The sequence below is a fragment of the Delftia sp. S65 genome, from assembly GCF_016516495.1.
Taxonomy (GTDB): domain Bacteria; phylum Pseudomonadota; class Gammaproteobacteria; order Burkholderiales; family Burkholderiaceae_C; genus Comamonas; species Comamonas acidovorans.
Window position 1 is genome coordinate 77,992 of sequence record NZ_JACVUR010000006.1, and the last position, 22,657, is coordinate 100,648.

Sequence of the window (22,657 nt, forward strand, 5' to 3'; positions counted from 1 at the left end):
GCTGGATGCCATGGCCAAGAAATTCCCCATCCACCCCGCCCATCCCGAGCGCACCTGCTGGGGTTGTGACCGCTACTGCGCCCGCGACGAGCTGGCCTGCGGCAACGGATCGGACCGCACACAGCACCCGGTGGAGATCTTTGGCGACGACTGGATGGAGTGGGGTCCGGGCCCGTGCCTGGCCCCCGAGCCCGCCGCCGAACCCCGGCCTCAGTCCACCAGATAGCGCTCCACCAGCAGGCTCCAGTACGCGGCACCGGTCAGCAGGTTGTCGTCGTTGAAGTCGTAGCGCGGGTGGTGTACGGGGTGGCAGTGCTCGCTGAACAGGCCATTGCCCAGGCGCAGGTAGCAGCCCGGCCGGCGCTCCAGCATGAAGGCGAAATCCTCGCCCGGCGTGATCGGGCCGAAGTCCGGGTCCACGCGCTGCGGCCCCACCAGCTCGCGCGCGACCTCCACGGCGAAATCCACCTCGCGCCCGGTGTTCACCAGCACCGGATAGCCCTGCTGGTGCTCGATCTGCACGCTGGCGCCATAGCTTTGCGCCTGCCCCTGGGCAATGGCCTCGATGCGCTCGCGCAGTTGCACCCTCACGCCGGGATCGAAGCAGCGCACGCTCAGCTCGATGCGCGCCTCGTCGGGAATGACGCCGTAGAAGCCCCCCGATTGCAGCGAGCACACGGACAGCACCGCCGTCTGCATGGGATCGACATTGCGCGAGACGATGCTTTGCAGCGCCATCACGATGCTGGCCGAGACCACGGACGGGTCCACCGTGAGATGGGGGCGCGCCACATGCCCGCCCTTGCCGATGACGCGGATGGCGATCTTGTCCGTCGCCGGCTGAAAGGCACCCTTGCGCATCATGAAGTGCCCCAGCTCCGCGCCCGGATGGTTGTGCATGCCGAACACGGCATCGCAGGGGAAGCGCTCGAACAGGCCGTCGGCGATCATGCGCTCGGCCCCGCTGTCATGGCCGCGCTCCTCGGCCGGCTGGAAGTACAGGTGCAGCGTGCCCGAGAAATTGCGCGTCCTGGCCAGGTACCGGGCAGCGCCCAGCAGCATGGCGGTGTGGCCATCGTGGCCGCAGGCGTGCATCTTGCCCTCGATGCGGCTGGCATAGGGCAGGCCGGTCTTTTCCTGCATGGCCAGGGCGTCCATGTCGGCGCGCAGGCCGATGCGGCGGCCGCCCGTGCCCGCGCTCAGCGTGCCGACCACGCCCGTGGTACCCACGCCGGTGGCCACCTCGAAGCCCCATTCGGCCAGCTTTTCGGCGACCAGCGCAGCCGTGCTGCGCTCCTCGAATGCGATCTCGGGATGGCTGTGGATGCGGTGGCGGATGGCCCGGATCTCGGGCATGTCCCCGGCCAGTTCGGCCAGTTTCTGGTGTCTTGCGGTCTGGTTCATGTTTGGGCTCACTCGGGGCGCAGGTCCAGCTGCCTGACGGCATCGTTCCATTTGCGGTGCTCGGCCGCCAGGAAGGCCTGGAAATCGGCCGGCGTTCCCGGCATGACTTCGTTGCCGGTGGCCGCCAGCGTGGTCTGGATGTCCGGCTGTGCCAGCACTTTTTGCAGGGCAGCGTTGAGTTTGTGGATGACGGCCTCGGGCGTTCCCTGGGGCGCGACCAGTCCGTACCAGGAAGTGACGTCGAAGCCCGGGTAGCCGGATTCGGCGATCGTCGGGATCTGGGGCAGGTTCTTGAGCCGCGTGGCACCCGAGACGGCCAGGCCGCGCATCTTGCCGGCCTGGATCATGGGGCCCGAGGACGAGGCGATGTCGAAGGCCACATCCACATCCCCGGCCAGGATGCCCGTGAGCATGGGGGCCGTGCCCTTGTACGGCACATGGGTCATGCGCATGCCTGCGCGGGCACTGAGCATCTCCATGGCGATCTGCGGGCTCACGCCGGCGCCCGTGGACCCGTAGTTGACTCCGCCGGGCCGGGACTTGGCATGCGCCACGAGCTGGCGGACATCGCGCAGCGGCGAGTCCTGCCGAACGACCAGGATGTTGGGCACCTTGACCAGGCCGCCCACGGGCGCGAAGTCCCTGGCCAGATTGGCCTTCATCGAGGGGTACAGCAAGCCCGGGCTGTAGACCAGCGAGGTCCCGCCGAACAGCAGCGTATGGCCATCGGCAGGCGCCTTGGCGACGAACTGCGCCGCGATGTTGGTGCCGGCCCCCGGCTTGTTCACCACGATGACGGCCTGGCCCAGCTCGCGGCCCAGCCCGTCGCCGACCAGGCGGGCCGTGGTGTCGGCCGAGCCGCCCGGCGTGAAGCCGACGATGATCTGTATGGGCTGCATGGGAAAGCGCGGCTCCTGCGCGCCTGCGGCGGTGGCCAGCGCGCAGCCCAGGACCGGCAGGATGAGGCGGGGGTGTATCACGATCATGTTTCCTCGTATGGCTCTTGAATGGCGTCTTTCCGGACCGGGTCGCCCTGTGCCTGACTGGCCGCGTGAAATTGAAATTCAGTGTAGGTTTCGGGTCTTGATTCAACAAATCGATATGAATGATGTCTCGCATCGATCATTTCAATCTGCGCTCCTTCGACCTGAACCTGCTGCTGGCTTTCGACGCGCTGATGCAGGAGCGCAGCGTGACGCGCGCCGCCGCCTGCCTGCGCATCAAGCAACCGGCCATGAGCCATGCGCTGTCCACGCTGCGCCTGCTGATGGACGACGAACTGTTCGTGCGCGTGGGCTACCACATGGAGCCCACGCTGATGGCCCGCGAACTGCACGCCCCGGTGCGCGAGCTGCTGGAGGCATCGCAGAGGCTGCTGCTGTCGCGCCGCAGCTTCGATCCGGCCACCGATGAACACACCTTCCGCATCGGCATCTCCATCCAGTCCGAATCGCTGCTGGTCTCCGAGCTGTTTGCCGACCTGGCCGTGTCCGCACCGCGCGTGAAGCTGCTGCTCAGCCCCACCAGCCGCGAGCGGGCCTTCGACGCGCTGGATGCCGAGCAGATCGACCTGGCCATCGGCTACCTGCCCGGCGGCAGCGGCTGGCACCGCCGGCAGATGCTGTTCGACCTGGGTGTGGTCTGCTGCTACCACCCGGCTCTGCTGCCGTTTGCCGCGCCGCTGAGCCCGGCGCAGTACCAGGCCGGCCGCCACGCCATGATCTCGGCCAAGGACAGCCTGTACGGCTACCTGGAAGATGCGCTGGAGGCGGCCGGTGTGGCCATCAACCCGGTGCTCGCGGCATCCAACTTCCTCACGCTGTTTGCCACCGTGGCACGCGCACCGTTGCTGACCACGGTGCCGGCCATCGTGGCACGCCACTATGCGCCACTGTTCGGCCTGGCCATCAGCCCGCTGCCGTTCGTCTTTCCGTCCTTCCCCGTGGAGCTGGTCTGGCATGCGCGCAGCCATGAGGACAGCGCCCACCGGTGGCTGCGCCAGCGCCTGGAGCGCAGCGCCCAGGCCATCGTTCCCGCCGACATGGTGCGCACCCCTTCGGCCTAGGCACTGCCGCCTTCAGCCGACCGCGGCCACCTCGGCGGCGAGCGCGTCCACCAGCCACTGCACCTCGGCCACGGCTGGCCGGTGCAGCGGCAGCAGCGCATGGACCTGGAAGGGAATGGAAAACGCCAGCGGCCGCACCACCAGCTGCGGCCCGGCGCAGGCACGCGCCGTCAGCGGATTGACGATGGCCACGCCCAGCCCATGCTGGACCATGGCGCAGACGGCCACGGCGCTGTGGGTCTCCAGGTGCAGCTGGCGCTGCACGCCGGCCTGCTCGAACACGGCATCGATCTGCTGGCGATAGGGATCGTCGCGCGCCAGGCTGACAAAGCTTTCCCCGGCAAAGTCAGCCACCTCCAGCACCGGCCTTGCGGCCAGCGCATGGCCTGCGGGCAGCACGGCCACCTCGTCCATGGCGGGCAGCGCAAGGGCACGCGTGCCCGGAGGCGCCTCGGCCAGCTCGGCCAGGCCCAGGTCGTAGCGCTGGGCGGCCATCCACTCCTGCAGCAGCGGCGCCTCCTGCGTGGCCACGCTGACGGCCACGGGGCCGTGCTCCGCATGCAGGCGCGCCAGCGCTGCGGGCAGCAGCGCATGGCTGAGGGCGGGCAGGCACAGCACGTTGATGCGCGCCTGGTGCGGCCGCGCCAGGGCCAGCGCATGCTCGACCACGCGGTCCAGCCCCTGCCAGCTGCGCTGCACCTCGGCCCACAGCGAGAGGGCGCGTGCCGTGGGCCGCAGCCGGCCCTGGGCACGCTCGAACAGGGCATAGCCCAGCAGGCTCTCCATCCGCGCCAATTCGCGGCTGACGGTGGGCTGGGAGCTGAACAGCATCTGCGCCGCCGCCGTGGCGCTGCCGCTGAGCATGAGCGCGCGAAACACCTCCAGGTGGCGGTGGGAGATGCGGGGCTCGGGGGACGTGTGCGGCAGCGCGGGGTCTTGCATGGCAAGAGCATATCGAAATCGAATAGACACCATAAGAACAAGCATTGGACTGAATGACCCCCATCCGCCATCATGCGCGGCAGTTCCCCTGAAAGAGACACCATGTCCAATCCCTTCTCGCCCGCCCAGCTCTGGGCCCTGGCCGACCAGCACGGCACGCCGCTGTGGGTCTATGACGCCGCCACCATCCGCGCACGCATCGCCCAGCTCAAGGCCTTCGACACCATCCGCTTTGCACAGAAGGCCTGCTCCAACATCCACATCCTGCGGCTGATGCGCGAGCAGGGCGTGAAGGTGGATGCGGTATCGCGCGGCGAAATCCTGCGCGCGCTGGCCGCCGGCTACGCGGCCGGCCATGGCGACGACCTGCACAGCGACATCGTGTTCACCGCCGACGTGATGGACGAGGCCACGCTGGCCTGCGTGGCCGAGCACAAGGTGCCCGTGAACGCCGGCTCCATCGACATGCTGCACCAGCTGGCCCAGGCCTCGCCCGGCCATCCCGTGTGGCTGCGCATCAACCCCGGCTTCGGCCACGGCCACAGCAACAAGACCAACACGGGCGGCGAGCACAGCAAGCACGGCATCTGGCACAGCGACCTGCTGGCGGCGCTGCAGGCCATCCGCGACGGCGGCCTGAAGCTGGCCGGCCTGCACATGCACATCGGCTCGGGCGTGGACTACGGCCACCTGCAGCAGGTCTGCGGCGCCATGGTCGAGCTGGTGCGCGCCACCCGCCAGGCAGGCCATGACCTGCAGGCCATCTCGGCCGGCGGCGGCCTGTCCATTCCCTACCGCGATGGCGACGCCACCATCGACACCGCCCACTACCACGGCCTGTGGGATGCGGCACGCAAGGACGCCGAGGCCATCGTGGGCCACGCGCTGGGCCTGGAGATCGAGCCGGGCCGCTTCCTGGTGGCCGAGTCGGGCGTGCTGCTGGGCCAGGTGCGCGCCACCAAGAACGCGGGCAGCAACCATTTCGTGCTGGTCGACACGGGCTTCAACGAGCTGATGCGCCCCTCCATGTACGGCAGCTGGCACGGCATGGAAGTGCTGCGCCGCGACGGCCAGGCCATGCCCCTGCGCGATGCCGTGGTCGCCGGCCCGCTGTGCGAATCGGGCGACGTGTTCACCCAGGGCGACGGCGGCGTGGTGCTGCCGCGCGCGCTGGCAGGCGCCTCGGTGGGCGACCTGCTGGTCATCCATGACACGGGGGCCTATGGCAGCTCCATGTCCAGCAACTACAACACGCGCCCGCTGGCCGCCGAGGTGCTGGTCGATGGCGACAGCACCCGCCTCATCCGCCGCCGCCAGACGGTGGAGGAACTGCTGGGCCTGGAGCTGGGCCTGTAACTGGGCCTGTAACTGGGCCTGTAGCGCGCAAGGCGCCAGGATTTCTGACGCAAAAAAAGCCCCGGAGCCTTCCAGCCCCGGGGCTTTTTCATGGACACCGAAGAATCACTCGCCGCGCGGATCGCGCGCCATCAGGTGCTGCACGGCCTCGGCCGCCTGCAGCCGGCCGTCCAGCAGCTCGACCACGGTTTCGGTGATGGGCATCTCCACATTCAACAGCCGCGCGCGCGCCAGCACGGTGCGTGCGCTGTACACGCCCTCGGCCACATGGCCCAGCGAGGCCACGGCCTGCTCCAGCGTGCGGCCCTGGGCCAGCAGCAGGCCCACCTTGCGATTGCGCGACAGGTCGCCCGTGGCCGTCAGCACCAGATCGCCCAGGCCCGACAGGCCCATGAAGGTCTCGGTGCGTGCGCCCAGGGCCAGGCCCAGTCGCGTCATCTCGGCCAGGCCGCGCGTGATCAGCGCGGCGCGGGCGTTCAGGCCCAGCTGCAGGCCGTCGCACAGGCCGGTGGCAATGGCCAGCACGTTCTTCACGGCGCCGCCCACTTCCACGCCCACGATGTCGGCATTGGCATAGACGCGCATGGCGCCGCCGTGGAAGGCGGCCACCAGGGCGTCGTTGACCTGGGCATGGCGGCTGGCCGCCACCAGGGCCGTGGGCTGGTGGCGTGCCACCTCGGCCGCAAAGCTGGGGCCGCTGAGCACGCCGCACAGCAGATCGGGCGCCACCTCGGCGCAGACCTCGTGGGCCATCAGTCCATGGGCCGCGGCCGAAGCGCCTGCGGGCACGGCCTCGAAGCCCTTGCACAGCCAGGCCACGGGTGCGGGCACATGCTGCAGCCGGCCCAGCCATTCGCGCAGGGCAGCCATGGGCGTGCCGATCACGATCAGATCGGCGGCCGCCAGATGGCCGTCGATCTCGCCATGCACCACCTGCAGCGCGGCAGGCAGTGCCACGCCCGGCAGGTAGCGTGCGTTCTCGCCGCTGCCGCGCATGGCCTGCGCCTGGGCAGCGTCGCGCGCCCAAAGGGTCACGACACGCCCGTCACCGCGCGAGGCCGCGCTCATCGCCAGCGCCGTGCCCCAGGCGCCTGCGCCAATCACCACTATGTTCATATCTGCTCGACGTTGAAGAAGCGACGTTGATGAAAAAAAGAGGCCCTCGGGCCTCTTTTCTTGTACCACAGCGATGCGACGCGCCTGGGCGCAAATCACATCGTCCGGGAATGGACCGGCTTACTGCGGCAGCGAGTTGCCGTCCGCCTGGGCGGCTGCCTGCTGCTGCTCGTACATGGCCTGGAAGTTGATCTCGGCCAGGTGCACGGGCGGGAAGCCGGCGCGCGTGACCACGTCAGCCACGTTGCCGCGCAGGTAGGGATAGATGATCTGGGGGCAGGCAATGCCGATCACGCCACCCATCTGGTCTTCGGGCACGTTGCGGATCTCGAAGATGCCGGCCTGCTTGGCCTCGACCAGGAACACGGTCTTGTCCTGGATCTTGGTCTGCACGGTGGCGGTCACGGCAACTTCGTAGATGCCTTCGGCCACGGGAGTCGCCTCGACGCCAAGCTGGATGTCCACGCTGGGCTGCTCCTGCTCCAGCAGGATGGCGGGCGAATTGGGCTGCTCCAGCGACAGGTCCTTGAGGTAGACGCGCTGGATCTGGAAGACGGGAGTGTCCTGTTCGGCCATGGAATCAGTCTTTCTGGGCAAAAAACCCTGGTGCGGTGACCAGGGCATCAAAAAAATCACCAACAAAATGCCCGCTGCCAAGAGCTTGCGCAGCGGGCACCTGGGCCAGCATTATGCAGTGCCCGTGTTTCAGCTTTGCAGCAGAGGCACCAGACCGCCGTCGGCGTCCAGCGCCATCAGGTCGTCGCAGCCGCCCACATGGTGGTCGCCGATGAAGATCTGGGGCACCGTGCGGCGGCCCGTGCTCTGCATCATCACGTCGCGCGCGGCCGGATCGGTGTCGATGCGGATCTCTTCGATCTGCTCCACGCCCTTGGACTTGAGGATCTGCTTGGCCCGAATGCAATAGGGGCAGACAGCGGTGGTGTACATCTTCACGGCTTGCATGTGCGTCTTTCTTCGAGTTTGCGGCGTGCCGCCGGCTGGCGCCCGGGGCGCGGAGCAGCGGCTTCCATCGCCGTCAGATGGGGGCGTCTCAGGCCTTTTCAACCGGCATGCCGGCATCGCGCCAGGCCTTCAGGCCACCGGCTAGGGCCTGGGCCTTTTCGTAGCCCAGCTTCTTCGCAATGCCTTCGGCACGGGAGGCGCGGTTGCCCTTGGTGCAGATCAGCACCAGCGGCAGCGCCTTGTTCTTCACGGTGGTGGGCAGCTTTTCCTCGAACTGGCTCAGCGGCACATTCTTGGCGCCGTTGGCATGGGCGGCCGCGTACTCTTCGGGCTCGCAGACATCGATGACCACGGCCTTTTGGCGGTTGATCAGTTGCACGGCCTGCGCCGCCGTCAGCGAGCCGCCGCCTGCGCCGCGCACCAGGGGCAGCAGCAGCATCACGCCGGAAGCCAGCGCAATCAGGATCAAATACCAGTTATCGATGATGAATTTCACGTCATTCCTTGGGTTGGCAAACCTGTCAATTCTAGAATGCTGGCTTTTGCCCCCGCGACAGCCCAGCTTTGTCGCATCGAGAGACTTAGAAAGCCGCCATGTACAAGCTCGTGCTGATCCGCCACGGTGAATCCACCTGGAACCTCGAAAACCGCTTCACCGGCTGGACCGATGTGGACCTGACCGCCACCGGCGTCGAGCAGGCCAAGAACGCCGGCCGCCTGCTCAAGGCCGAAGGCTATGACTTCGACCTGGCCTACACCAGCGTGCTCAAGCGCGCCACGCGCACGCTGTGGCACACGCTGGACGAAATGGACCGCACCTGGCTGCCCGTGCAGCACAGCTGGCGCCTGAACGAGCGCCACTACGGCGGCCTGCAGGGCCTGAACAAGGCGGACATGGCCAAGCAATACGGCGATGCCCAGGTACTGGTGTGGCGCCGCAGCTACGACACGCCCCCGCCGGCCCTGGAGCCGCAAGACCCGCGCAGCGAGCGCAGCGACGTGCGCTACGCCCAGCTGGACCCCAGCCAAGTGCCGCTGACCGAATGCCTGAAGGACACGGTGGCCCGCGTTCTGCCGTTCTGGAACGAGTCCATCGCGCCCGCCATCCTGTCCGGCAAGCGCGTCGTGGTCGCGGCCCACGGCAACTCCATCCGCGCGCTGATCAAATACCTGGACGGCATCTCGGATGACGCCATCGTCGGCGTCAACGTGCCCAATGGCATTCCGCTGGTCTATGAGCTGGATGCCGATCTCAAGCCCATTCGCCACTATTACCTGGGCGATGCAGAAGCTGCCGCCAAGGCTGCAGCCGCCGTGGCCGCACAGGGCAAGGCCTGAGCCGGGCCCGCTTGAGGTGAGCGCCTGCTGCGGAAATTGCGCTTGCTGCGCCGTTTTTAGGGAACCACGCGGGCGCTTGCCTTTCCAAGCGGGTGTATATTGACGCGGTTAAAGGGGTGATATGGGCCAGAAAATCAAAATTGCCGGCTGGGTTTCCGTAGGCGTAATCGCCGGAGCACTGACCACGGTTTCCTTGCAGACCGTGGCCCGCGGTGCCATGACCCCGCTGCCGCTGGAGGAAATCCAGCAGCTGTCCGCCGTCTTCGGCCTGATCAAGACCGACTATGTCGAGTCGGTCGATGACAAGAAGCTGATCACCGATGCCATCTCCGGCATGGTGTCCAGCCTCGATCCGCATTCGCAGTACTTCGACAAGAAGTCCTACAAGGAATTCCGCGAGGGCACCTCGGGCCGCTTCGTCGGCGTGGGCATCGAGATCACGCAGGAAGACGGCCTGATCAAGGTCGTCTCGCCCATCGAAGGCTCCCCCGCCTTCCGCGCCGGCCTCAAGACCGGCGACCTGATCACCAAGATCGACGACACGGCCGTCAAGGGCCTGTCGCTCAACGACGCCGTCAAGCGCATGCGCGGCGAGCCCAACACCAAGGTGCAGCTGACCATCCTGCGCAAGGATGAAAGCCGCAGCTTCCCCGTGACCATCACGCGCGAAGAAATCAAGACGCAGTCCGTCAAGGGCAAGGTGATCGAGCCCGGCTACGGCTGGATCCGCCTGAGCCAGTTCCAGGAACGCACGGTGGACGACTTCGTGCGCAAGGTCGAGGAACTGTACAAGCAGGACCCCAACATGAAGGGCCTGGTGCTGGACCTGCGCAACGACCCGGGCGGCCTGCTGGACGCTGCCGTCGCCATCTCGGCAGCCTTCCTGCCGCCGGATGTGACCGTGGTCTCCACCAACGGCCAACTGGCCGAGAGCAAGGAAACCTACAAGGCATCGCCCAGCTTCTATGCCCGCCGCGGCATGGGTGACCCGCTGCAGCGCCTGCCCGCCTCGCTCAAGAAGCTGCCGCTGGTGGTGCTGGTCAACGAAGGCTCGGCCTCGGCCAGCGAGATCGTGGCCGGCGCACTGCAGGACCACAAGCGCGCCATCATCATGGGCAGCCAGACCTTCGGCAAGGGCTCCGTGCAGACCGTGCGCCCCCTGGGCCCCGATACGGGCCTGAAGCTGACCACGGCGCGCTACTACACGCCCAGCGGCAAGTCCATCCAGGCCAAGGGCATCGTGCCCGACGTGATGGTGGATGAGACGCCCGAAGGCGACCTGTTCGCCGCCCTGCGCATGCGCGAGGCCGACCTGGAAAAGCACCTGTCCAGCGGACAGGGTGCCGAGGTCAAGGACGAGGTGCGCGAGAAGGCCCGCGAGGAAGCCCGCAAGCGCCTGGAAGAGGAAGCCAAGAAGCCGCCGGCCGAACGCCGCCTGCCCGAGTTCGGCACCGAAAAGGACTTCCAGCTGCAGCAGGCGCTCAACCGCCTCAAGGGCCAGCCCGTCATGGTCAGCAAGACCCTGACCGAGCGCGAGCCCGAGAAGAAGGAAAACTGACAGCGCGGCGCGGACCGGGTCCGCGCCTGCACCAAGCCGGGCCTTGCGCCCGGCTTTTTCACGTCTGGAGACGCGAATGAACGACGATCAACTGCTGCGCTACTCGCGCCACATCCTTCTCGACGAAATCGGCATCGAAGGCCAGGAGCGCATCCTGGCAGCGCATGTGCTCATCATCGGCGCAGGCGGCCTGGGCGCGCCCGCCGCGCTGTACCTGGGCTCGGCCGGCATAGGCCGTATCACCCTGGTGGACGACGATGCGGTGGACATGACCAACCTGCAGCGCCAGATCGCGCACACCACGGATCGCGTGGGCCAGCCCAAGGTGGAATCCATACGCACGGCCGTGCACGCCATCAACCCCGGCATCCGCATCGACTGCCGCCAGCAGCGCGCCGACGACGCGCTGCTCGACGAGCTTGTGCCGCAGGCCAGCCTGGTGCTGGACTGCACGGACAACTACCGCACGCGCCACATGATCAACGCGGCCTGCGTGCGGCACAAGGTGCCCCTGGTGGCGGGGGCGGCCATCCGGCTGGACGGCCAGCTCATGGTCATGGACCCGCGCGACGAGAACTGCGCCTGCTATGCCTGCGTGTTTCCGCCCGACGCGCAGTTCGAGGAAGTGCAGTGCTCGACCATGGGCGTCTTCGCGCCCGTGGTGGGCGTCATGGGCACGCTGCAGGCGGCGGAAGCCCTCAAGCTGATCGCGGGATTTGGCACGCCTGCAACAAACCGCCTGACCATGTTCGACAGCCGCAGCCTGGATTGGAGTAGCATGCAAACCACTCGTGTACCGGAATGTCCCGTTTGCGGTAACAAGGCGTAGGAATCGGCTGACCTCCACGCCGATCCCTCACTGGCACAATCGCCCGCTGTCGCGCAGGACAATGGAGGCCGGGCTCCACCGGACTCCGATTGCCATCCGCGTCCCTATTGGATACAGCCGTGAAATTGCGCACCTATCTTGTTGAAGACAACCCTACGATCCGCGAGAACCTGATCGCCACGCTCGAAGAACTGGCCGATGTCGAGGCCGTGGGCATCGCGGAGACGGAGAGCGCGGGGACGGACTGGCTTCAGCAGAACCCCGACGCATGGGATCTCGCCATCGTCGACCTGTTCCTGCGCCAGGGCAGCGGCCTGGGTGTGCTCACCGCCTGCCGCGAGCGCCAGCCGCACCAGAAGATCGTGGTGCTCAGCAACTATGCCACCCCGGACATCCGCAGCCGCTGTGCCCAGCTCGGCGTGGATGCCGTCTTCGACAAGTCCAATGAAATCGACGCACTCATGGACTATTGCATGAATATCGATGCGGCGTCACTCAACCAACTCAAAACAGCCTGAACCCAAAGCACTGCATTTGATTTTTCACCAAAGAAAAAGGCTGCACGACTTGATAATCGTGCAGCCCGTATTTTCTATTGACTGAAAATCAATCGATCAGCCTGTTCTTCAGTGCGTAATACGTCAGATCGCTGTTGGACGACAATCCCATTTTCTCCATGAGTCGCGTGCGATAGGTGCTGACCGTCTTTACGCTCAGTGAAAGCGACTTTGCAATATCACCTGCGGTTTCGCCACGCGCGAGCTTGAGGAAGACCTGGAACTCACGCTCTGACAGCTGTTCATGGGCTGGCGCGTCATCCTTGCGGTTGAGCTGCTGGGCCAGCAGGTCGGCCACGGCGGGCGTCAGGTAGCGGCGGCCCAGGGCCACGGTGCGGATCGCTTCGGCAATCTCCTGGGGATCGCATTCCTTGTTCAGGTAGCCGCTGGCGCCCTGGCGGATCAGGTTGATCGCGTAGTGCTCCTCGGGATAGCCGCTCAGGATCAGGATGCCCATGTCCGGCGCCTTGGCGCGCAGCATGGCCAGCGCGTCGATACCGCTTTGGCCCGGCATGGACAGGTCCATCAACAGCACGTCGATCTCGTGGGCACGCACCAGATCGATGGCCTCGCGGCCATTGGCGGCCTCACCGACTACACGCAGGTCCACGTGTTCCGAGAGAAACTGACGCAGGCCCGAGCGCACAATTGCATGGTCGTCCACAATGCCAATTCTGATCATGAATACCTCTTTTTCGGGGGACCAGCGGGATCGCTGGTCGTGCAAACAATATATGGTAACGGCCGGCGCAGGAACTGCCCCGGCAGCCGATAACACGAATTATGCAGAATATCGGCGAAGATCTTGTAGGTGAGAGGATGCTTATGCGTTGGATAAATTTCCGAAGAATTGCGATCAGCCTGGCATTCGCCATCGTCGCGGCCGTGCTGCTGGTGAGCATTAACGAGGCCAGCTACAAGCGCTCCACCAAGGCGCTGGAGGCCATGACCCAGACCCAGAACACCCGCTCGGAGATCAGCCAGCTGCTGCGGCTGATGCTGGATGCGGAGACCGGCCTGCGCGGCTACCTGCTCACGGGCGAGGAGCGCTACCTGGAGCCCTACAGCAAGGCGATCACGGCCATCAACTACAACATGGACGAGCTGCGCCAGATCTTCATCTACGACCCGCAGGAGCTGGCGATCTTCACGCCGCTGGCGCGCCAGGTCGAACGCAAGATGAGCGAGATGGAACTCAGCCTGCGCCTGTACCGCCAGGGCAACGAGGAGGCCTGGCGCTTCGTCATGTTCACCGACGTGGGCATGGAGAACATGGACGCCATCCGCGACTACACGGGCAAGCTGCTGTCAGGCATAGACCAGCGCTCGGCCAAGAACCTGCAGGACATCGAGCACACACTGTCGCTGTCACGCATAGGCATCGCCACGGTCACGGCCCTGGGCGTGCTGGGCTTCTTCATGTACCTGCGCCAGGCCCACGCGCTGCAGCAGGCCCACCAGCGCGAGCAGGAGATCCAGCGCGACGAGCGCAACCGCCTCGAAGCCCTGGTGCGCGAGCGCACGGCCACGCTGACGGAGCTGGCCAACCACTTGCAGCAGGTGCGCGAGGACGAGCGCGGCCACCTGGCGCGCGAACTGCACGACGAGCTGGGCTCGCTGCTGACGGCGGCCAAGCTCGACGTGGCGCGCCTCAAATCCAAGATCGACCTCAGCGCACCGGACGTGGGCGAACGCGTCAGCCATCTGGTGGAGACCCTCAACAGCGGCATCGCCCTCAAGCGCCGCATCATCGAGGACCTGCGCCCCTCTTCCCTTTCCAACCTGGGCCTGACGACGGCGCTGGAAATCCTGGCGCGCGAGTTCGGCGAGCGCAGCGGCATCGAAGTCACGGCCAACCTGGAGCAGGTGGAACTGCCGGAATCCACCCAGCTCACGGTCTACCGCATCGTCCAGGAGTCGCTGACCAACATCGGCAAATATGCCAAGGCCAGCCATGTCCTGGTCTCCGTGCACAACTATCCGACCTATGTGACGGTGCAGATCCAGGACGACGGCGAAGGCTTCGAGACCTCGGCCATGCGCCCCAACTCCCACGGGCTAGCCGGCATGCGCCACCGCGTGGAGGCCGCAGGCGGCCGTCTGACCGTCTCGTCCGAACTGGGCAAGGGCACGGCAATCTCCGCCGTCATCCCGCTGGCGCCCATTTCCACGGACAAAAGCGCCGGTACGGTCGCCACCGCCTGAAGCGGCAGCACCCGCCATGCAAAAGCCCCTGCGCGCCCACGCGCCAGGGGCTTTTTTCATCGCCGGGCCGCCCCAAGATGAAAAGCAGCCCCCTCGGGGGGGGGCAGCGGACCTTGCGCAGCAAGGGTAGCGTGGGGGCCATTTTCCATGCGCGCTCCTGAATGGCTGCAGCCGGCGGCGGCTGCAAGCCCTGCGCAGCCGGAGCATTCCTACACCACCCCCCCGCCTAACCCTGACGCCATGCCACGCCGGCCACCGTCAGATACACCTTTGGCGGCTCAGTACAGTCGAACCCATGCAAACAGCACTTGGCCCATCCGCCCCGTGCCGTTTCTTGGAAACGAACAACCCAAGGAGTTTTACATGCTGCACTACGCCATCGTGTTCTTCGTCATCGCCCTGGTAGCCGCCATATTCGGTTTTGGTGGTATTGCGGCAGGTGCTGTAGGCATCGCCAAGATCCTGTTCTATATTTTCGTGATCATGGCTGTCGTCACCTTTGTGATGAGCCTGATCAAGAAGTAGCGGCGGCGCCGCCTTCAGCCCCCTGCCAGCCCAAGCCCGCTTACCGCGGGCAGCCAGCCCGGCAGCCCGACCGCCTTTCGCATTCATGCCAGTTTTGAGGAGATAGAACCAATGAGCCAAGCCGAGAAAGCCGTGAACAAAGCCGCCGATACCGCCAAGGACGTTGCCCAGGATGTCGCGGATGCCGCCAAGGAAGCCGTCAACACCACACGCCGCACTGCAGCGAATGCGCTGGACAAGGCCGAGGAAGGTGTCCAGTCCATCGAGCGTGAACTGAACCCCGTCATCGATGACCTCGCAGCACGTGCCCAGGAACTGGCCACACGCGGCATCAACTTCTGCGCCGACAGCTCCGACCGCGCCCGCCGCCAACTGCAATCGGCCACGGAAGCCACCACGCGCTACGTCATCGAACAGCCTGGCCGCTCCATCCTGCTGGCTGCAGCCACGGGCGCTGCCCTGGCCACCGCGTTCTTCATGAGTTCCCGCTCGCGCAAGTGAGCTGCCGCCGAGTCCCCTGAGTTCCCTCGAGTACCGTTACTCTCAATCTTCTTGTCCAGGAAAGAACTGATCATGCAAAAGTACACCCGTGCCATCGCTTTCGCTCTCGTCGCCGGTGCCACCGTGCTCGGTACCACCGCCTGCTCCGTGGCCCGCGACCAGCAGTCCGTGGGTTCGTATGTGGATGATGCCGGCATCACCACTGCGGTGAAGGCCAAGATGGCAGAAGACAAGAGCGTCTCGGCCACGTCCATCAGCGTCGAGACCCTGAACGGCACGGTGCAGCTGTCGGGCTTTGCCAAGTCCGAATCGGAAAAGGCCCGCGCCGCCGAGATCGCCCGCACCACCAAGAACGTGCGTGAAGTGCGCAACAGCATCGTGGTTCGTCCCTGATGCAGGCCCCTGCGGGGGCTGATCCAAGTACAAGGCCGGAGACTTCCGGCCTTTTTTCATCCAGGGCTCCAACTGCCGCACGGTCCGCCGCAAGGATTGCTGACCATTGCAGCCGACGGCAGGTACGACCCCTTTCCACCGTGCGCCGGACATACGGCGTAAAGTGACCGACATGCGAGTCTTCAACTGCGATGCCTGTGGCCACCCGGTCTTCTTCGACAGCGTTCAATGCGTGCACTGCGGCGCCACCCTGGCCTTCCTGCCCGAGCGACTGCATGTGGCCTGCCTGCGCCCGGTTTCCGGCACGCGGGACAGCGTGCTGTGGGAGAGCCTGTCGTCGCTGACGAGCGGCAAGCCGCCAGGCCGGCTCTACAAGATGTGCAGCCACCGGGGTCCCGTGGGACAGTGCAACTTCGCCCTGCCCGCAGACGATCCCCATGCGCTGTGCGAGTCCTGCCGCCAGACACGCTGGCTGCCCGATCTGTCAGACCCGTCCAATGCGCTGCGCTGGACCCGGATCGAGGCCGCCAAGCGCCAGCTGTTCTACACGCTGGCCCGCCTGGGCCTGGGTCCCCGGCCTGGAGAGGATGGGCCGCGCTTCGAGCTGCTGGCCGACCTGCCGGGGCAGGCGCCCGTGATGACCGGCCATGCCAACGGCACCATCACGCTGAACGTGGTGGAGGCCGACGATGCCGAGCGTGCCCGGCGCCGCCAGGCCCTGCACGAGCCCTACCGGACGCTGGTGGGCCATCTGCGCCATGAATCCGGCCACTTCTTCTGGGACAGGCTGGTGGTGGGCGCAGGCCGTATCGAGGAATTCCGCCGCCTGTTCGGCGACGAGCGCCAGGACTATGGCCAGGCCCTGCAGAACTACTATGCGCGCGACCCGATGGATGAGCAGTGGCGCGACAACTTCGTCAGCGCCTATGCCACCTCCCACCCGTGGGAAGACTGGGCCGAAAGCTGGGCCCATTACCTGCACATGGTGGATCTGCTGGAGACTGCGGCCAGCTATGGCACCTGCATCACCATGCCTGGAGGCTCAGGGACAAGTACAGGCTCGGGCACGCAGCCGGCGCTGTGCGTGCAGGACCCTTTCGCGGTCCATGCACAGCCGGACTTCGGCACCATGCTGGACCAGTGGGTGCCGCTGACGCTGCTGACCAACAGCCTCAACCGCAGCCTGGGCCATGGCGATGCCTATCCGTTCGCCCTTTCGGCCGGGGCCAGGCGCAAGCTGGAATTCGTGCACGCCGCCGTGAATGCGAGCGCCACGCGGCAGGCTGCCTTCTAAGAAGGAACTTCGAGAGGGCCCTGGCCGCCCTTGCCGAGCCTCAGGACAGCCAGGTGGTCAGGGGATCAAGGCGCGCGATCAGCTCGTGCGATCACGACCCACGATTGGCCTGCACCTTCTGCAGAAGGCGGGTACGCACGCTGGGAGAGACGAACTTGTCGATCTCGCCATCCAGCGTGGCGATCTCGCGCACGAAGGTGCTGCTGATGAACTGGTAGCGGTCGCTGGGCGTGAGGAAGACGGTCTCCACCTCGGGCATCAGCGTGCGGTTCATGCCGGCGAGCTGGAACTCGTAGTCGAAGTCGGTGACCGCACGCAGGCCGCGCACCATGGCCTTGCCGCCGCGCTCGACCACGAAGTCGCGCAGCAGGCCATGAAAGCTCTCGACCTGGACATGGGGATAGATGGACACGGCCTCGCGCACCATCTGCATGCGCTCCTCAAGATTGAACATGGTCTTCTTGTGGTGGCCCGCCGCCACGGCAACGATGACGTGGCTGAACAGCTGGGTCGCGCGGCGCACCACGTCTTCATGACCCAGCGTGATCGGATCGAAAGTTCCGGGATAGACGGCAATCACGTCGTGGCTCATGGCGGTCGCTTTCATTGGCTGCGCGTGCCCTGTCCGGCACGGATGGCGCATTATGCATTGCGCTGCAGCATGGCCGGTCGGCTGTGCGACAGCCGCGCTCCTGCCAGGGAACGCGGCCGCCGCAGCGCCCTTTACTCGTCCTGCGGTGCCTTGCGCAGCAGGTGGGCGTGGACGGCGCCCGCCTTCAGATGGCGGAACAGCTGCAGGCCACCGGCCTCGGCCAATTGCTCCTCGGTCCAGGCCTGGGGCGCCTCCAGATAGACATAGCCCGTGGCGGACACCGCCTGCGCGGCGGCCTTCAGCGCAGGCTCGAACAGATCGGCATGGTCGAAGGGCGGATCGATCAGCACCAGGTCCAGCGTGCCCGGCGCCACCTGGCGCAGGCAGCCGATGCCATCGCCGCGCAGCACGCGCACGGACTGGGCGTCCAGGCGCTCGCGCAGGCGCTGCAACTGCTGGACCAGAGTGGCGTCCTGCTCGTTCATCAGCACATTGGTCGCGCCGCGCGATGCGGCCTCGAAGCCCAGCGCGCCCGTGCCCGCGAAGGCATCCAGGCAATGCCAGCCCGTCAGGTCCTGGCCCAGCCAGTTGAACAGGGTCTCGCGCACGCGATCCGGCGTAGGCCGCAGGCCCGGGTGCTGCGCCACGGGCAGCCGCGTGCGGCGCCATTGGCCGCCGATGATGCGGACCTCGCCTGCGCCCACCGGCGCCGGCCGTCCGGCCTTCGCCTTGGCGGCAGCAGGCGCTGCGGCAGCTGCCTTGGGTGCTGCGGCCTCGGCCGTGGCCTTTTCCAGCCAGCGCTTGCCGGCAGGGGTATGAATTTTGATGCTGTTGCGGCTCATTGTTTGCCTCCCACGACGACGGTCACCATGCGCTCGGGCTGCAGCATGCGCTGCATGGCCTCGCGCACATCACGCACGGTGAGCGCCTGCACGCGCTCGGTCCAGTGCTCCAGGTAGTCCAGCGGCAAGCCGTTCCAGGCGATGTTGGACACATTGCCCAGCAGCTTGCGGTTGCTGTCGATGCGCAGCGCAAAGCCGCCGATCAGATTGTCCTTTGCGGCCTTGAGCTCCTTCTCGGTCGGGCCTTCGGCCACGAAGCGGCGCAGCGTGTCCTGCGACACCTTCAGGGCCTCGGCTGCCTGGTCGGGGCGCGTCTGCAGGGCGATCGTGAAGGCGCCTGCGTCCAGGCCCGGCGAGAAATCGCTGTAGACGCTGTAGCTCAGGCCGCGCTTTTCGCGCACTTCCTCGGTCAGCCGCGAGGTGAAGCCGCCGCCGCCCAGGATGTGGTTGCCCACCAGCACGGCCATGAAGTCCGGGTTGTTGCGTGCAATGCCCGGCTGGGCGATCAGCACCTGCGCCTGGGCCGAGGCGAAGGGGATGTTCTCGTTGACCGGCGCCTTGAGCGCCTGCACCTTGGGCACGTCGGGCAGGGGCGCGCAGGCACTGGCGTCCTGGCCCTGCGCCGCCTGCAGCGGAGCCAGCAGTTGCTGCACCAGCTGGTCGGCCTGCTCGCGGCTGACCGCACCGACGATGCTGACCTTGGCGCGGCAGGCCGCGATCAGGCGGCGGTGGAAGGACTGCATGTCGGACAGGTCGATGTGCGCGAGGCTCTCGCCCGTGGCGCGCGCGCCGTAGGGATGGGTGCCGAACACGCCCTGGCTCAGGGCCTTGCCGGCCACCGTGCCGGGGCGCGTGTCCGATTCCTTGATGGCCGCGGTCCAGCGCTCGCGCTCGCGCAGCCACACGTCCTGCGGCCAGCTGGGGTTGGCGATCTGGCGCGCCGCCAGCGCCACGGCGCGCTGCAGCAGCGCAGGCTCGGTCAGGGAGCGCAGCCCGTAGCTGAAGCTGTCGCGGCCCGCCTGCGCGCCAAAGCTGGCGCCCAGATCGGCCCAGGCCTGGCCCAGGCCGTTTTCATCGAGAGCAGGCGCGCTGCCCTGGGCCGTGACGCCCTTGGAGGCCATCAGCGCCACGGCGCTGGCCAGGCCGACCTGGTTGGCGGGATCGCGCCGGCTGCCGGCATCGAAGTCCATCTGCACATCGACCATGGGAATGCCCGGGCTGTCCACCAGCCAGACCTGCGCCCCGCTGGGCTGGGTCCAGTGCTGGATGGGCAGCAGCGCCCATGCGGACGTGGCACCAAAGCCCATGCCCACGCCTGCCAGCACCGTGCTGGCCACCATTTTTTTCATGTTCTTCATCTTCACTCCAGCGTGCTTCGGGGGCATCAATGCAGGGGTCCGCCGATGCCGGCACCCGCATCGGGGCGACGGGGCTTGCCGCCTTCGGGCAGGGGTTGCGGCACCAGGGTGCCCACCGTGAGCTGGTCATCGCCAAAGTACTTGGCAGCCACACGCTTGACGTCATCGGGCGTGATGGTGCGCAGCTGGGTCAGCAGTTGGTCTTCCGCATCCAGCGGCATGCCCTGTATCCAGTAATTGCCCAGGCTCTGGGCCTGGCCCATGACCGAATCGCGCTCATAGACATTGGAGGCCATCCACTGCGTCTTCACGCGCTCCAGCTCGGCGGGCTCCACGCCATCCTTGGCGACCTTGGCCACTTCGGCGCGCAACGCCGCCTCGACCTCGGCGGCGGTCTTGCCCGTGGCGGGCACGCCCGTTAGCATGAACAGGCCGGGGCCACGGCCCATGAGGGACATGGAGCTGCCCGCGCCATCGGCCACGCGGCCTTCGCCCTGCACCAGGGCGCGCTCCAGGCGGGCGCCGTCATAGCCGTCCAGCACGGCCGACAGAACCAGCAGCGCCAGCGCATCGCGGTCGTCGGCCTGCAGGTCGCTGACGCGCGTCAGCGAGGGCGCGCGGAAGGCCAGGGCTACCAGGGCCTGCTCGGCCGGCTGCTTGACCTCGATGCGGCGGATGCCGATCTGCGCGGGCTCGGTGCGCGGCTTGCGCACCGGCAGGGCGCGTGCGGGAATGCTGCCGTAGTACTTCTCGGCCCAGGCGCGGACCTTGGCCACGTCCACATCGCCGGCAATGACGATGGTGGCATTGCCGGGCACATACCAGCGGCCATGGAAGTCGCGCACGTCGCCGGGCGTCAGCGCGTCCAGGTCGCTCATCCAGCCGATCACGGGGCGGTGGTAGGGCGAGGCCACGAAGGTCGCCGCCATCAGCTGCTCCATGAGCACGGCGCGCGGCTGGTCCTCGGTGCGCATGCGGCGCTCTTCCTTGATGACCTCGATCTCCTTCTTGAACTCGCTGTCGGGCCAGTGGTTGTTGGCGAAGCGGTCGGATTCGAGCTTCATCACGTCTTCCAGGCGGCTGGACGGAATCTGCTGGTAGTAGCCCGTGTAGTCGCGGCTGGTGAAGGCGTTTTCCTGCCCGCCCAGCGCGGCCACGCGGCGCGAGAACTCGCCGGGAGCCACCTTGCGCGATCCCTTGAACATCATGTGTTCGAGCGCGTGGGCCACGCCCGAGGTGCCATCGACCTCGTCCACGGAGCCCACGCGCACCCAGACCATGTGCACGGCCGTGGGCGCGCGCCGGTCGGGCTGCACGATGAGCTGCATGCCGTTCTTCAAGGTGAATTGCTGTGCCGAAGTGGCGGTGCGCGTGCCGCCGGCGGCCTGGCTGGCCACCGTCTGCAGCAGCGATGAAGGGATGGAAGAGGATGCATCCGGGGCTGCCAAAGCAGCCCCGGTGCCCATGCAGGCCATTAAGCCCAGGAGGGTGAGTGCATGTTTCATAGAATGCTGTGATTCTAAGAACCTGCCGATGTTCAGTTTTTTCAAGAAAAAGCCCACCCCCTCCGCCGCCGAGATTTCCCCGGCGGACAGCAGCGCCGCGCCTGAAAAGGCCGGCATTCCCGCAACCCCACCGCAGGACAGCCCCCCTGCCCTGCCACCGGCCGCGCCAGCAGCGCCGGCCGCCGACACCGGCAGTGCCTGGTGGCGCAAGCCCTTTGGCGGCGGCAAGGGCGATGCCGCGCCCCCCGAGACCCCGCCTGCCCCAGCTGCTGCACCCGCGTCCACCATCGCGCCTGCGGACTTCATTGCCGCGCCCGAGCCCACGGCCAAGCCCGAGGCCGAGGGTGCCAGCCGTCAGAACTGGATGCAGCGCCTCAAGACCGGCCTGCGCAAGACCGGCAGCAGCATTGCCACGGTCTTCACGGGCACGCAGATCAACGATGCGCTGTACGAGGAACTGGAAGACGCCCTGCTGATGGCCGACACCGGCGTCAAGGCCACCGAGCACCTGCTCACCGACCTGCGCCGCCGCGTCAAGGAGGCCAAGGCCACCGACCCCGCCGCCGTCAAGGCGCTGCTGGCCGATGCCCTGGCCGACCTGCTGCGCCCGCTGGAAAAGCCGCTGGTCATCGGCGAGCACCAGCCCACCGTGATCATGGTGGCTGGCGTCAACGGCGCGGGCAAGACCACCTCCATCGGCAAGCTGACCCGCCACCTGGCCGACGAAGGCCAGAGCGTGCTGCTGGCCGCCGCCGACACCTTCCGCGCCGCCGCGCGCGAGCAGCTTGGCGTCTGGGCCAACCGCAACACGGTGGAGATCGTCAGCCAGGAAGGGGGCGATCCTGCGGCCGTGAGCTTTGACGCCGTCACCGCCGGCCGCGCGCGCAAGAAGGATGTGGTGCTGGTGGACACGGCAGGCCGCCTGCCCACCCAGCTGCACCTGATGGAAGAGCTGCGCAAGATCCGCCGCGTGGTCAGCAAGGCCGACGCCACGGCGCCCCATGAGGTGCTGCTGGTCATCGACGGCAACACCGGCCAGAACGCGCTGGCCCAGGTGCGCGCCTTCGACGATGCGCTGCAGCTCACGGGCCTGATCGTCACCAAGCTCGACGGCACGGCCAAGGGCGGCGTGCTGGCTGCCATTGCCCAGGAACGGCCGATCCCCGTGTACTTCATCGGCGTGGGCGAAAAGGTCGAGGACCTGGAAACCTTCAACGCCCGGGAATTCGCGCAGGCGCTGCTGTCCTGAGGCCACCCGGCACACCACCACCCGAAGGAGCGCGCTGCGCTCCTTTTTTCATGGGCATGCGAGCG

At 66.9% G+C, this 22,657-nt stretch carries 25 protein-coding genes; 13 read left to right on the top strand and 12 right to left on the bottom strand.

The annotated features are described in order from the left end of the window. Positions 1-10 precede the first annotated feature (10 nt). A complete protein-coding gene (locus IAE24_RS07820) occupies positions 11-226 on the top strand; it encodes a DUF3079 domain-containing protein (RefSeq protein ID WP_034390767.1) in 216 nt (71 codons plus the stop codon). On the opposite strand, the gene IAE24_RS07825 is transcribed toward IAE24_RS07820, so the two are convergent. Next, complete coding sequence (locus IAE24_RS07825) at positions 211-1,404, bottom strand: M20 aminoacylase family protein (protein ID WP_199960139.1); 1,194 nt, start codon at positions 1,402-1,404, stop codon at positions 211-213. The two genes, IAE24_RS07820 and IAE24_RS07825, sit on opposite strands and share 16 nt — an antisense overlap. A gap of 8 nt (positions 1,405-1,412) precedes the next feature. Further along, positions 1,413-2,390 carry a Bug family tripartite tricarboxylate transporter substrate binding protein gene (locus IAE24_RS07830; RefSeq protein ID WP_233626137.1) on the bottom strand — a complete coding sequence of 326 codons (978 nt, stop codon included), beginning with the start codon at positions 2,388-2,390 and terminating at the stop codon, positions 1,413-1,415. A 122-nt stretch (positions 2,391-2,512) separates the two neighbouring features. Between IAE24_RS07830 and IAE24_RS07835 the strand changes: the two genes are divergently transcribed. Then, positions 2,513-3,469 carry a LysR family transcriptional regulator gene (locus tag IAE24_RS07835; protein WP_199960140.1) on the top strand — a complete coding sequence of 319 codons (957 nt, stop codon included), beginning with the start codon at positions 2,513-2,515 and terminating at the stop codon, positions 3,467-3,469. Between the two features lie 12 nt (positions 3,470-3,481). Here IAE24_RS07835 and IAE24_RS07840 read toward each other — a convergent pair whose 3' ends face one another. After that, positions 3,482-4,411, bottom strand: a complete 930-nt coding sequence (locus tag IAE24_RS07840) for a LysR family transcriptional regulator (RefSeq protein ID WP_043824598.1) — start codon at positions 4,409-4,411, stop codon at positions 3,482-3,484. Between the two features lie 102 nt (positions 4,412-4,513). On the opposite strand from IAE24_RS07840, the gene lysA reads away from it, so the two are divergent. Further along, complete coding sequence (lysA, locus tag IAE24_RS07845; RefSeq protein WP_016454154.1) at positions 4,514-5,767, top strand: diaminopimelate decarboxylase; 1,254 nt, start codon at positions 4,514-4,516, stop codon at positions 5,765-5,767. A 105-nt stretch (positions 5,768-5,872) separates the two neighbouring features. Here lysA and IAE24_RS07850 read toward each other — a convergent pair whose 3' ends face one another. The 4 genes from IAE24_RS07850 to IAE24_RS07865 form a co-directional block, all read right to left on the bottom strand. Continuing rightward, positions 5,873-6,883, bottom strand: coding sequence for an NAD(P)H-dependent glycerol-3-phosphate dehydrogenase (locus IAE24_RS07850; protein ID WP_199960141.1), 1,011 nt, complete (start codon positions 6,881-6,883; stop codon positions 5,873-5,875). Positions 6,884-7,003: 120 nt separating this feature from the next. Further along, positions 7,004-7,459, bottom strand: a complete 456-nt coding sequence (gene secB, locus IAE24_RS07855) for a protein-export chaperone SecB (protein ID WP_013803924.1) — start codon at positions 7,457-7,459, stop codon at positions 7,004-7,006. A gap of 129 nt (positions 7,460-7,588) precedes the next feature. Then, positions 7,589-7,846 carry a glutaredoxin 3 gene (gene grxC / locus IAE24_RS07860; RefSeq protein WP_034390758.1) on the bottom strand — a complete coding sequence of 86 codons (258 nt, stop codon included), beginning with the start codon at positions 7,844-7,846 and terminating at the stop codon, positions 7,589-7,591. 88 nt (positions 7,847-7,934) lie between these two features. Beyond that, the gene (locus IAE24_RS07865; protein WP_013803926.1) at positions 7,935-8,342 is read right to left on the bottom strand and encodes a rhodanese-like domain-containing protein; all 408 of its coding nucleotides are present in this window, start codon (positions 8,340-8,342) and stop codon (positions 7,935-7,937) included. Positions 8,343-8,440: 98 nt separating this feature from the next. Between IAE24_RS07865 and gpmA the strand changes: the two genes are divergently transcribed. From gpmA to IAE24_RS07885, 4 genes are all read left to right on the top strand, one after another. Continuing rightward, on the top strand, positions 8,441-9,184 hold the full coding sequence (gene gpmA / locus IAE24_RS07870; protein ID WP_034390756.1) for a 2,3-diphosphoglycerate-dependent phosphoglycerate mutase: 744 nt from the start codon (positions 8,441-8,443) through the stop codon (positions 9,182-9,184). Between the two features lie 121 nt (positions 9,185-9,305). Continuing rightward, entirely contained in the window at positions 9,306-10,742 is a 1,437-nt protein-coding gene (locus IAE24_RS07875; RefSeq protein WP_013803927.1) for a S41 family peptidase, read from the top strand. Between the two features lie 76 nt (positions 10,743-10,818). Then, positions 10,819-11,571: a HesA/MoeB/ThiF family protein gene (locus IAE24_RS07880; protein WP_012203738.1), complete on the top strand. Its 753-nt coding sequence runs from the start codon at positions 10,819-10,821 to the stop codon at positions 11,569-11,571. A 119-nt stretch (positions 11,572-11,690) separates the two neighbouring features. Continuing rightward, entirely contained in the window at positions 11,691-12,089 is a 399-nt protein-coding gene (locus IAE24_RS07885; RefSeq protein ID WP_013803928.1) for a response regulator, read from the top strand. An 88-nt stretch (positions 12,090-12,177) separates the two neighbouring features. Here IAE24_RS07885 and IAE24_RS07890 read toward each other — a convergent pair whose 3' ends face one another. Next, positions 12,178-12,810 carry a response regulator gene (locus IAE24_RS07890; protein ID WP_012203736.1) on the bottom strand — a complete coding sequence of 211 codons (633 nt, stop codon included), beginning with the start codon at positions 12,808-12,810 and terminating at the stop codon, positions 12,178-12,180. Positions 12,811-12,953: 143 nt separating this feature from the next. Between IAE24_RS07890 and IAE24_RS07895 the strand changes: the two genes are divergently transcribed. The 5 genes from IAE24_RS07895 to IAE24_RS07915 all read left to right on the top strand — a co-directional run bounded on the left by IAE24_RS07895 (position 12,954) and on the right by IAE24_RS07915 (position 17,046). Further along, entirely contained in the window at positions 12,954-14,333 is a 1,380-nt protein-coding gene (locus tag IAE24_RS07895) for a sensor histidine kinase (RefSeq protein ID WP_013803929.1), read from the top strand. Between the two features lie 363 nt (positions 14,334-14,696). Further along, positions 14,697-14,858, top strand: a complete 162-nt coding sequence (locus IAE24_RS07900) for a DUF1328 domain-containing protein (protein ID WP_013803930.1) — start codon at positions 14,697-14,699, stop codon at positions 14,856-14,858. Positions 14,859-14,969: 111 nt separating this feature from the next. Then, positions 14,970-15,359, top strand: coding sequence for a hypothetical protein (locus IAE24_RS07905; RefSeq protein ID WP_013803931.1), 390 nt, complete (start codon positions 14,970-14,972; stop codon positions 15,357-15,359). A 72-nt stretch (positions 15,360-15,431) separates the two neighbouring features. Beyond that, positions 15,432-15,752 carry a BON domain-containing protein gene (locus IAE24_RS07910; RefSeq protein ID WP_013803932.1) on the top strand — a complete coding sequence of 107 codons (321 nt, stop codon included), beginning with the start codon at positions 15,432-15,434 and terminating at the stop codon, positions 15,750-15,752. Between the two features lie 172 nt (positions 15,753-15,924). Further along, the gene (locus IAE24_RS07915; RefSeq protein WP_071957054.1) at positions 15,925-17,046 is read left to right on the top strand and encodes a zinc-binding metallopeptidase family protein; all 1,122 of its coding nucleotides are present in this window, start codon (positions 15,925-15,927) and stop codon (positions 17,044-17,046) included. A gap of 91 nt (positions 17,047-17,137) precedes the next feature. On the opposite strand, the gene coaD is transcribed toward IAE24_RS07915, so the two are convergent. From coaD to IAE24_RS07935, 4 genes are all read right to left on the bottom strand, one after another. Then, positions 17,138-17,638 carry a pantetheine-phosphate adenylyltransferase gene (gene coaD / locus IAE24_RS07920; RefSeq protein WP_013803934.1) on the bottom strand — a complete coding sequence of 167 codons (501 nt, stop codon included), beginning with the start codon at positions 17,636-17,638 and terminating at the stop codon, positions 17,138-17,140. Between the two features lie 131 nt (positions 17,639-17,769). Next, on the bottom strand, positions 17,770-18,480 hold the full coding sequence (gene rsmD / locus IAE24_RS07925; protein ID WP_012203729.1) for a 16S rRNA (guanine(966)-N(2))-methyltransferase RsmD: 711 nt from the start codon (positions 18,478-18,480) through the stop codon (positions 17,770-17,772). Then, complete coding sequence (locus tag IAE24_RS07930; RefSeq protein WP_199960142.1) at positions 18,477-19,838, bottom strand: M16 family metallopeptidase; 1,362 nt, start codon at positions 19,836-19,838, stop codon at positions 18,477-18,479. The genes rsmD and IAE24_RS07930 overlap by 4 nt, the downstream gene beginning before the upstream one ends. 26 nt (positions 19,839-19,864) lie before the next feature. Next, positions 19,865-21,343: a M16 family metallopeptidase gene (locus IAE24_RS07935; RefSeq protein WP_013803936.1), complete on the bottom strand. Its 1,479-nt coding sequence runs from the start codon at positions 21,341-21,343 to the stop codon at positions 19,865-19,867. A gap of 28 nt (positions 21,344-21,371) precedes the next feature. Here IAE24_RS07935 and ftsY point away from each other — a divergent pair, with 28 nt between their 5' ends. Then, positions 21,372-22,592 (top strand): signal recognition particle-docking protein FtsY, encoded by a 1,221-nt coding sequence (gene ftsY, locus IAE24_RS07940; protein WP_199960143.1) that lies wholly within the window; start codon positions 21,372-21,374, stop codon positions 22,590-22,592. Positions 22,593-22,657: the final 65 nt, after the last annotated feature.

Coding starts and splice junctions, on each gene's coding strand:
- IAE24_RS07820 (WP_034390767.1), top strand. CDS start 11: ATGGCCAAGAAATTCCCCATCCACCCCGCCCATCCCGAGCGCACCTGC.
- IAE24_RS07825 (WP_199960139.1), bottom strand. CDS start 1,404: ATGAACCAGACCGCAAGACACCAGAAACTGGCCGAACTGGCCGGGGAC.
- IAE24_RS07830 (WP_233626137.1), bottom strand. CDS start 2,390: ATGATCGTGATACACCCCCGCCTCATCCTGCCGGTCCTGGGCTGCGCG.
- IAE24_RS07835 (WP_199960140.1), top strand. CDS start 2,513: ATGTCTCGCATCGATCATTTCAATCTGCGCTCCTTCGACCTGAACCTG.
- IAE24_RS07840 (WP_043824598.1), bottom strand. CDS start 4,411: ATGCAAGACCCCGCGCTGCCGCACACGTCCCCCGAGCCCCGCATCTCC.
- lysA (WP_016454154.1), top strand. CDS start 4,514: ATGTCCAATCCCTTCTCGCCCGCCCAGCTCTGGGCCCTGGCCGACCAG.
- IAE24_RS07850 (WP_199960141.1), bottom strand. CDS start 6,883: ATGAACATAGTGGTGATTGGCGCAGGCGCCTGGGGCACGGCGCTGGCG.
- secB (WP_013803924.1), bottom strand. CDS start 7,459: ATGGCCGAACAGGACACTCCCGTCTTCCAGATCCAGCGCGTCTACCTC.
- grxC (WP_034390758.1), bottom strand. CDS start 7,846: ATGCAAGCCGTGAAGATGTACACCACCGCTGTCTGCCCCTATTGCATT.
- gpmA (WP_034390756.1), top strand. CDS start 8,441: ATGTACAAGCTCGTGCTGATCCGCCACGGTGAATCCACCTGGAACCTC.
- IAE24_RS07875 (WP_013803927.1), top strand. CDS start 9,306: ATGGGCCAGAAAATCAAAATTGCCGGCTGGGTTTCCGTAGGCGTAATC.
- IAE24_RS07880 (WP_012203738.1), top strand. CDS start 10,819: ATGAACGACGATCAACTGCTGCGCTACTCGCGCCACATCCTTCTCGAC.
- IAE24_RS07890 (WP_012203736.1), bottom strand. CDS start 12,810: ATGATCAGAATTGGCATTGTGGACGACCATGCAATTGTGCGCTCGGGC.
- IAE24_RS07895 (WP_013803929.1), top strand. CDS start 12,954: ATGCGTTGGATAAATTTCCGAAGAATTGCGATCAGCCTGGCATTCGCC.
- IAE24_RS07900 (WP_013803930.1), top strand. CDS start 14,697: ATGCTGCACTACGCCATCGTGTTCTTCGTCATCGCCCTGGTAGCCGCC.
- IAE24_RS07905 (WP_013803931.1), top strand. CDS start 14,970: ATGAGCCAAGCCGAGAAAGCCGTGAACAAAGCCGCCGATACCGCCAAG.
- IAE24_RS07910 (WP_013803932.1), top strand. CDS start 15,432: ATGCAAAAGTACACCCGTGCCATCGCTTTCGCTCTCGTCGCCGGTGCC.
- IAE24_RS07915 (WP_071957054.1), top strand. CDS start 15,925: ATGCGAGTCTTCAACTGCGATGCCTGTGGCCACCCGGTCTTCTTCGAC.
- coaD (WP_013803934.1), bottom strand. CDS start 17,638: ATGAGCCACGACGTGATTGCCGTCTATCCCGGAACTTTCGATCCGATC.
- rsmD (WP_012203729.1), bottom strand. CDS start 18,480: ATGAGCCGCAACAGCATCAAAATTCATACCCCTGCCGGCAAGCGCTGG.
- IAE24_RS07930 (WP_199960142.1), bottom strand. CDS start 19,838: ATGAAGAACATGAAAAAAATGGTGGCCAGCACGGTGCTGGCAGGCGTG.
- IAE24_RS07935 (WP_013803936.1), bottom strand. CDS start 21,343: ATGAAACATGCACTCACCCTCCTGGGCTTAATGGCCTGCATGGGCACC.
- ftsY (WP_199960143.1), top strand. CDS start 21,372: ATGTTCAGTTTTTTCAAGAAAAAGCCCACCCCCTCCGCCGCCGAGATT.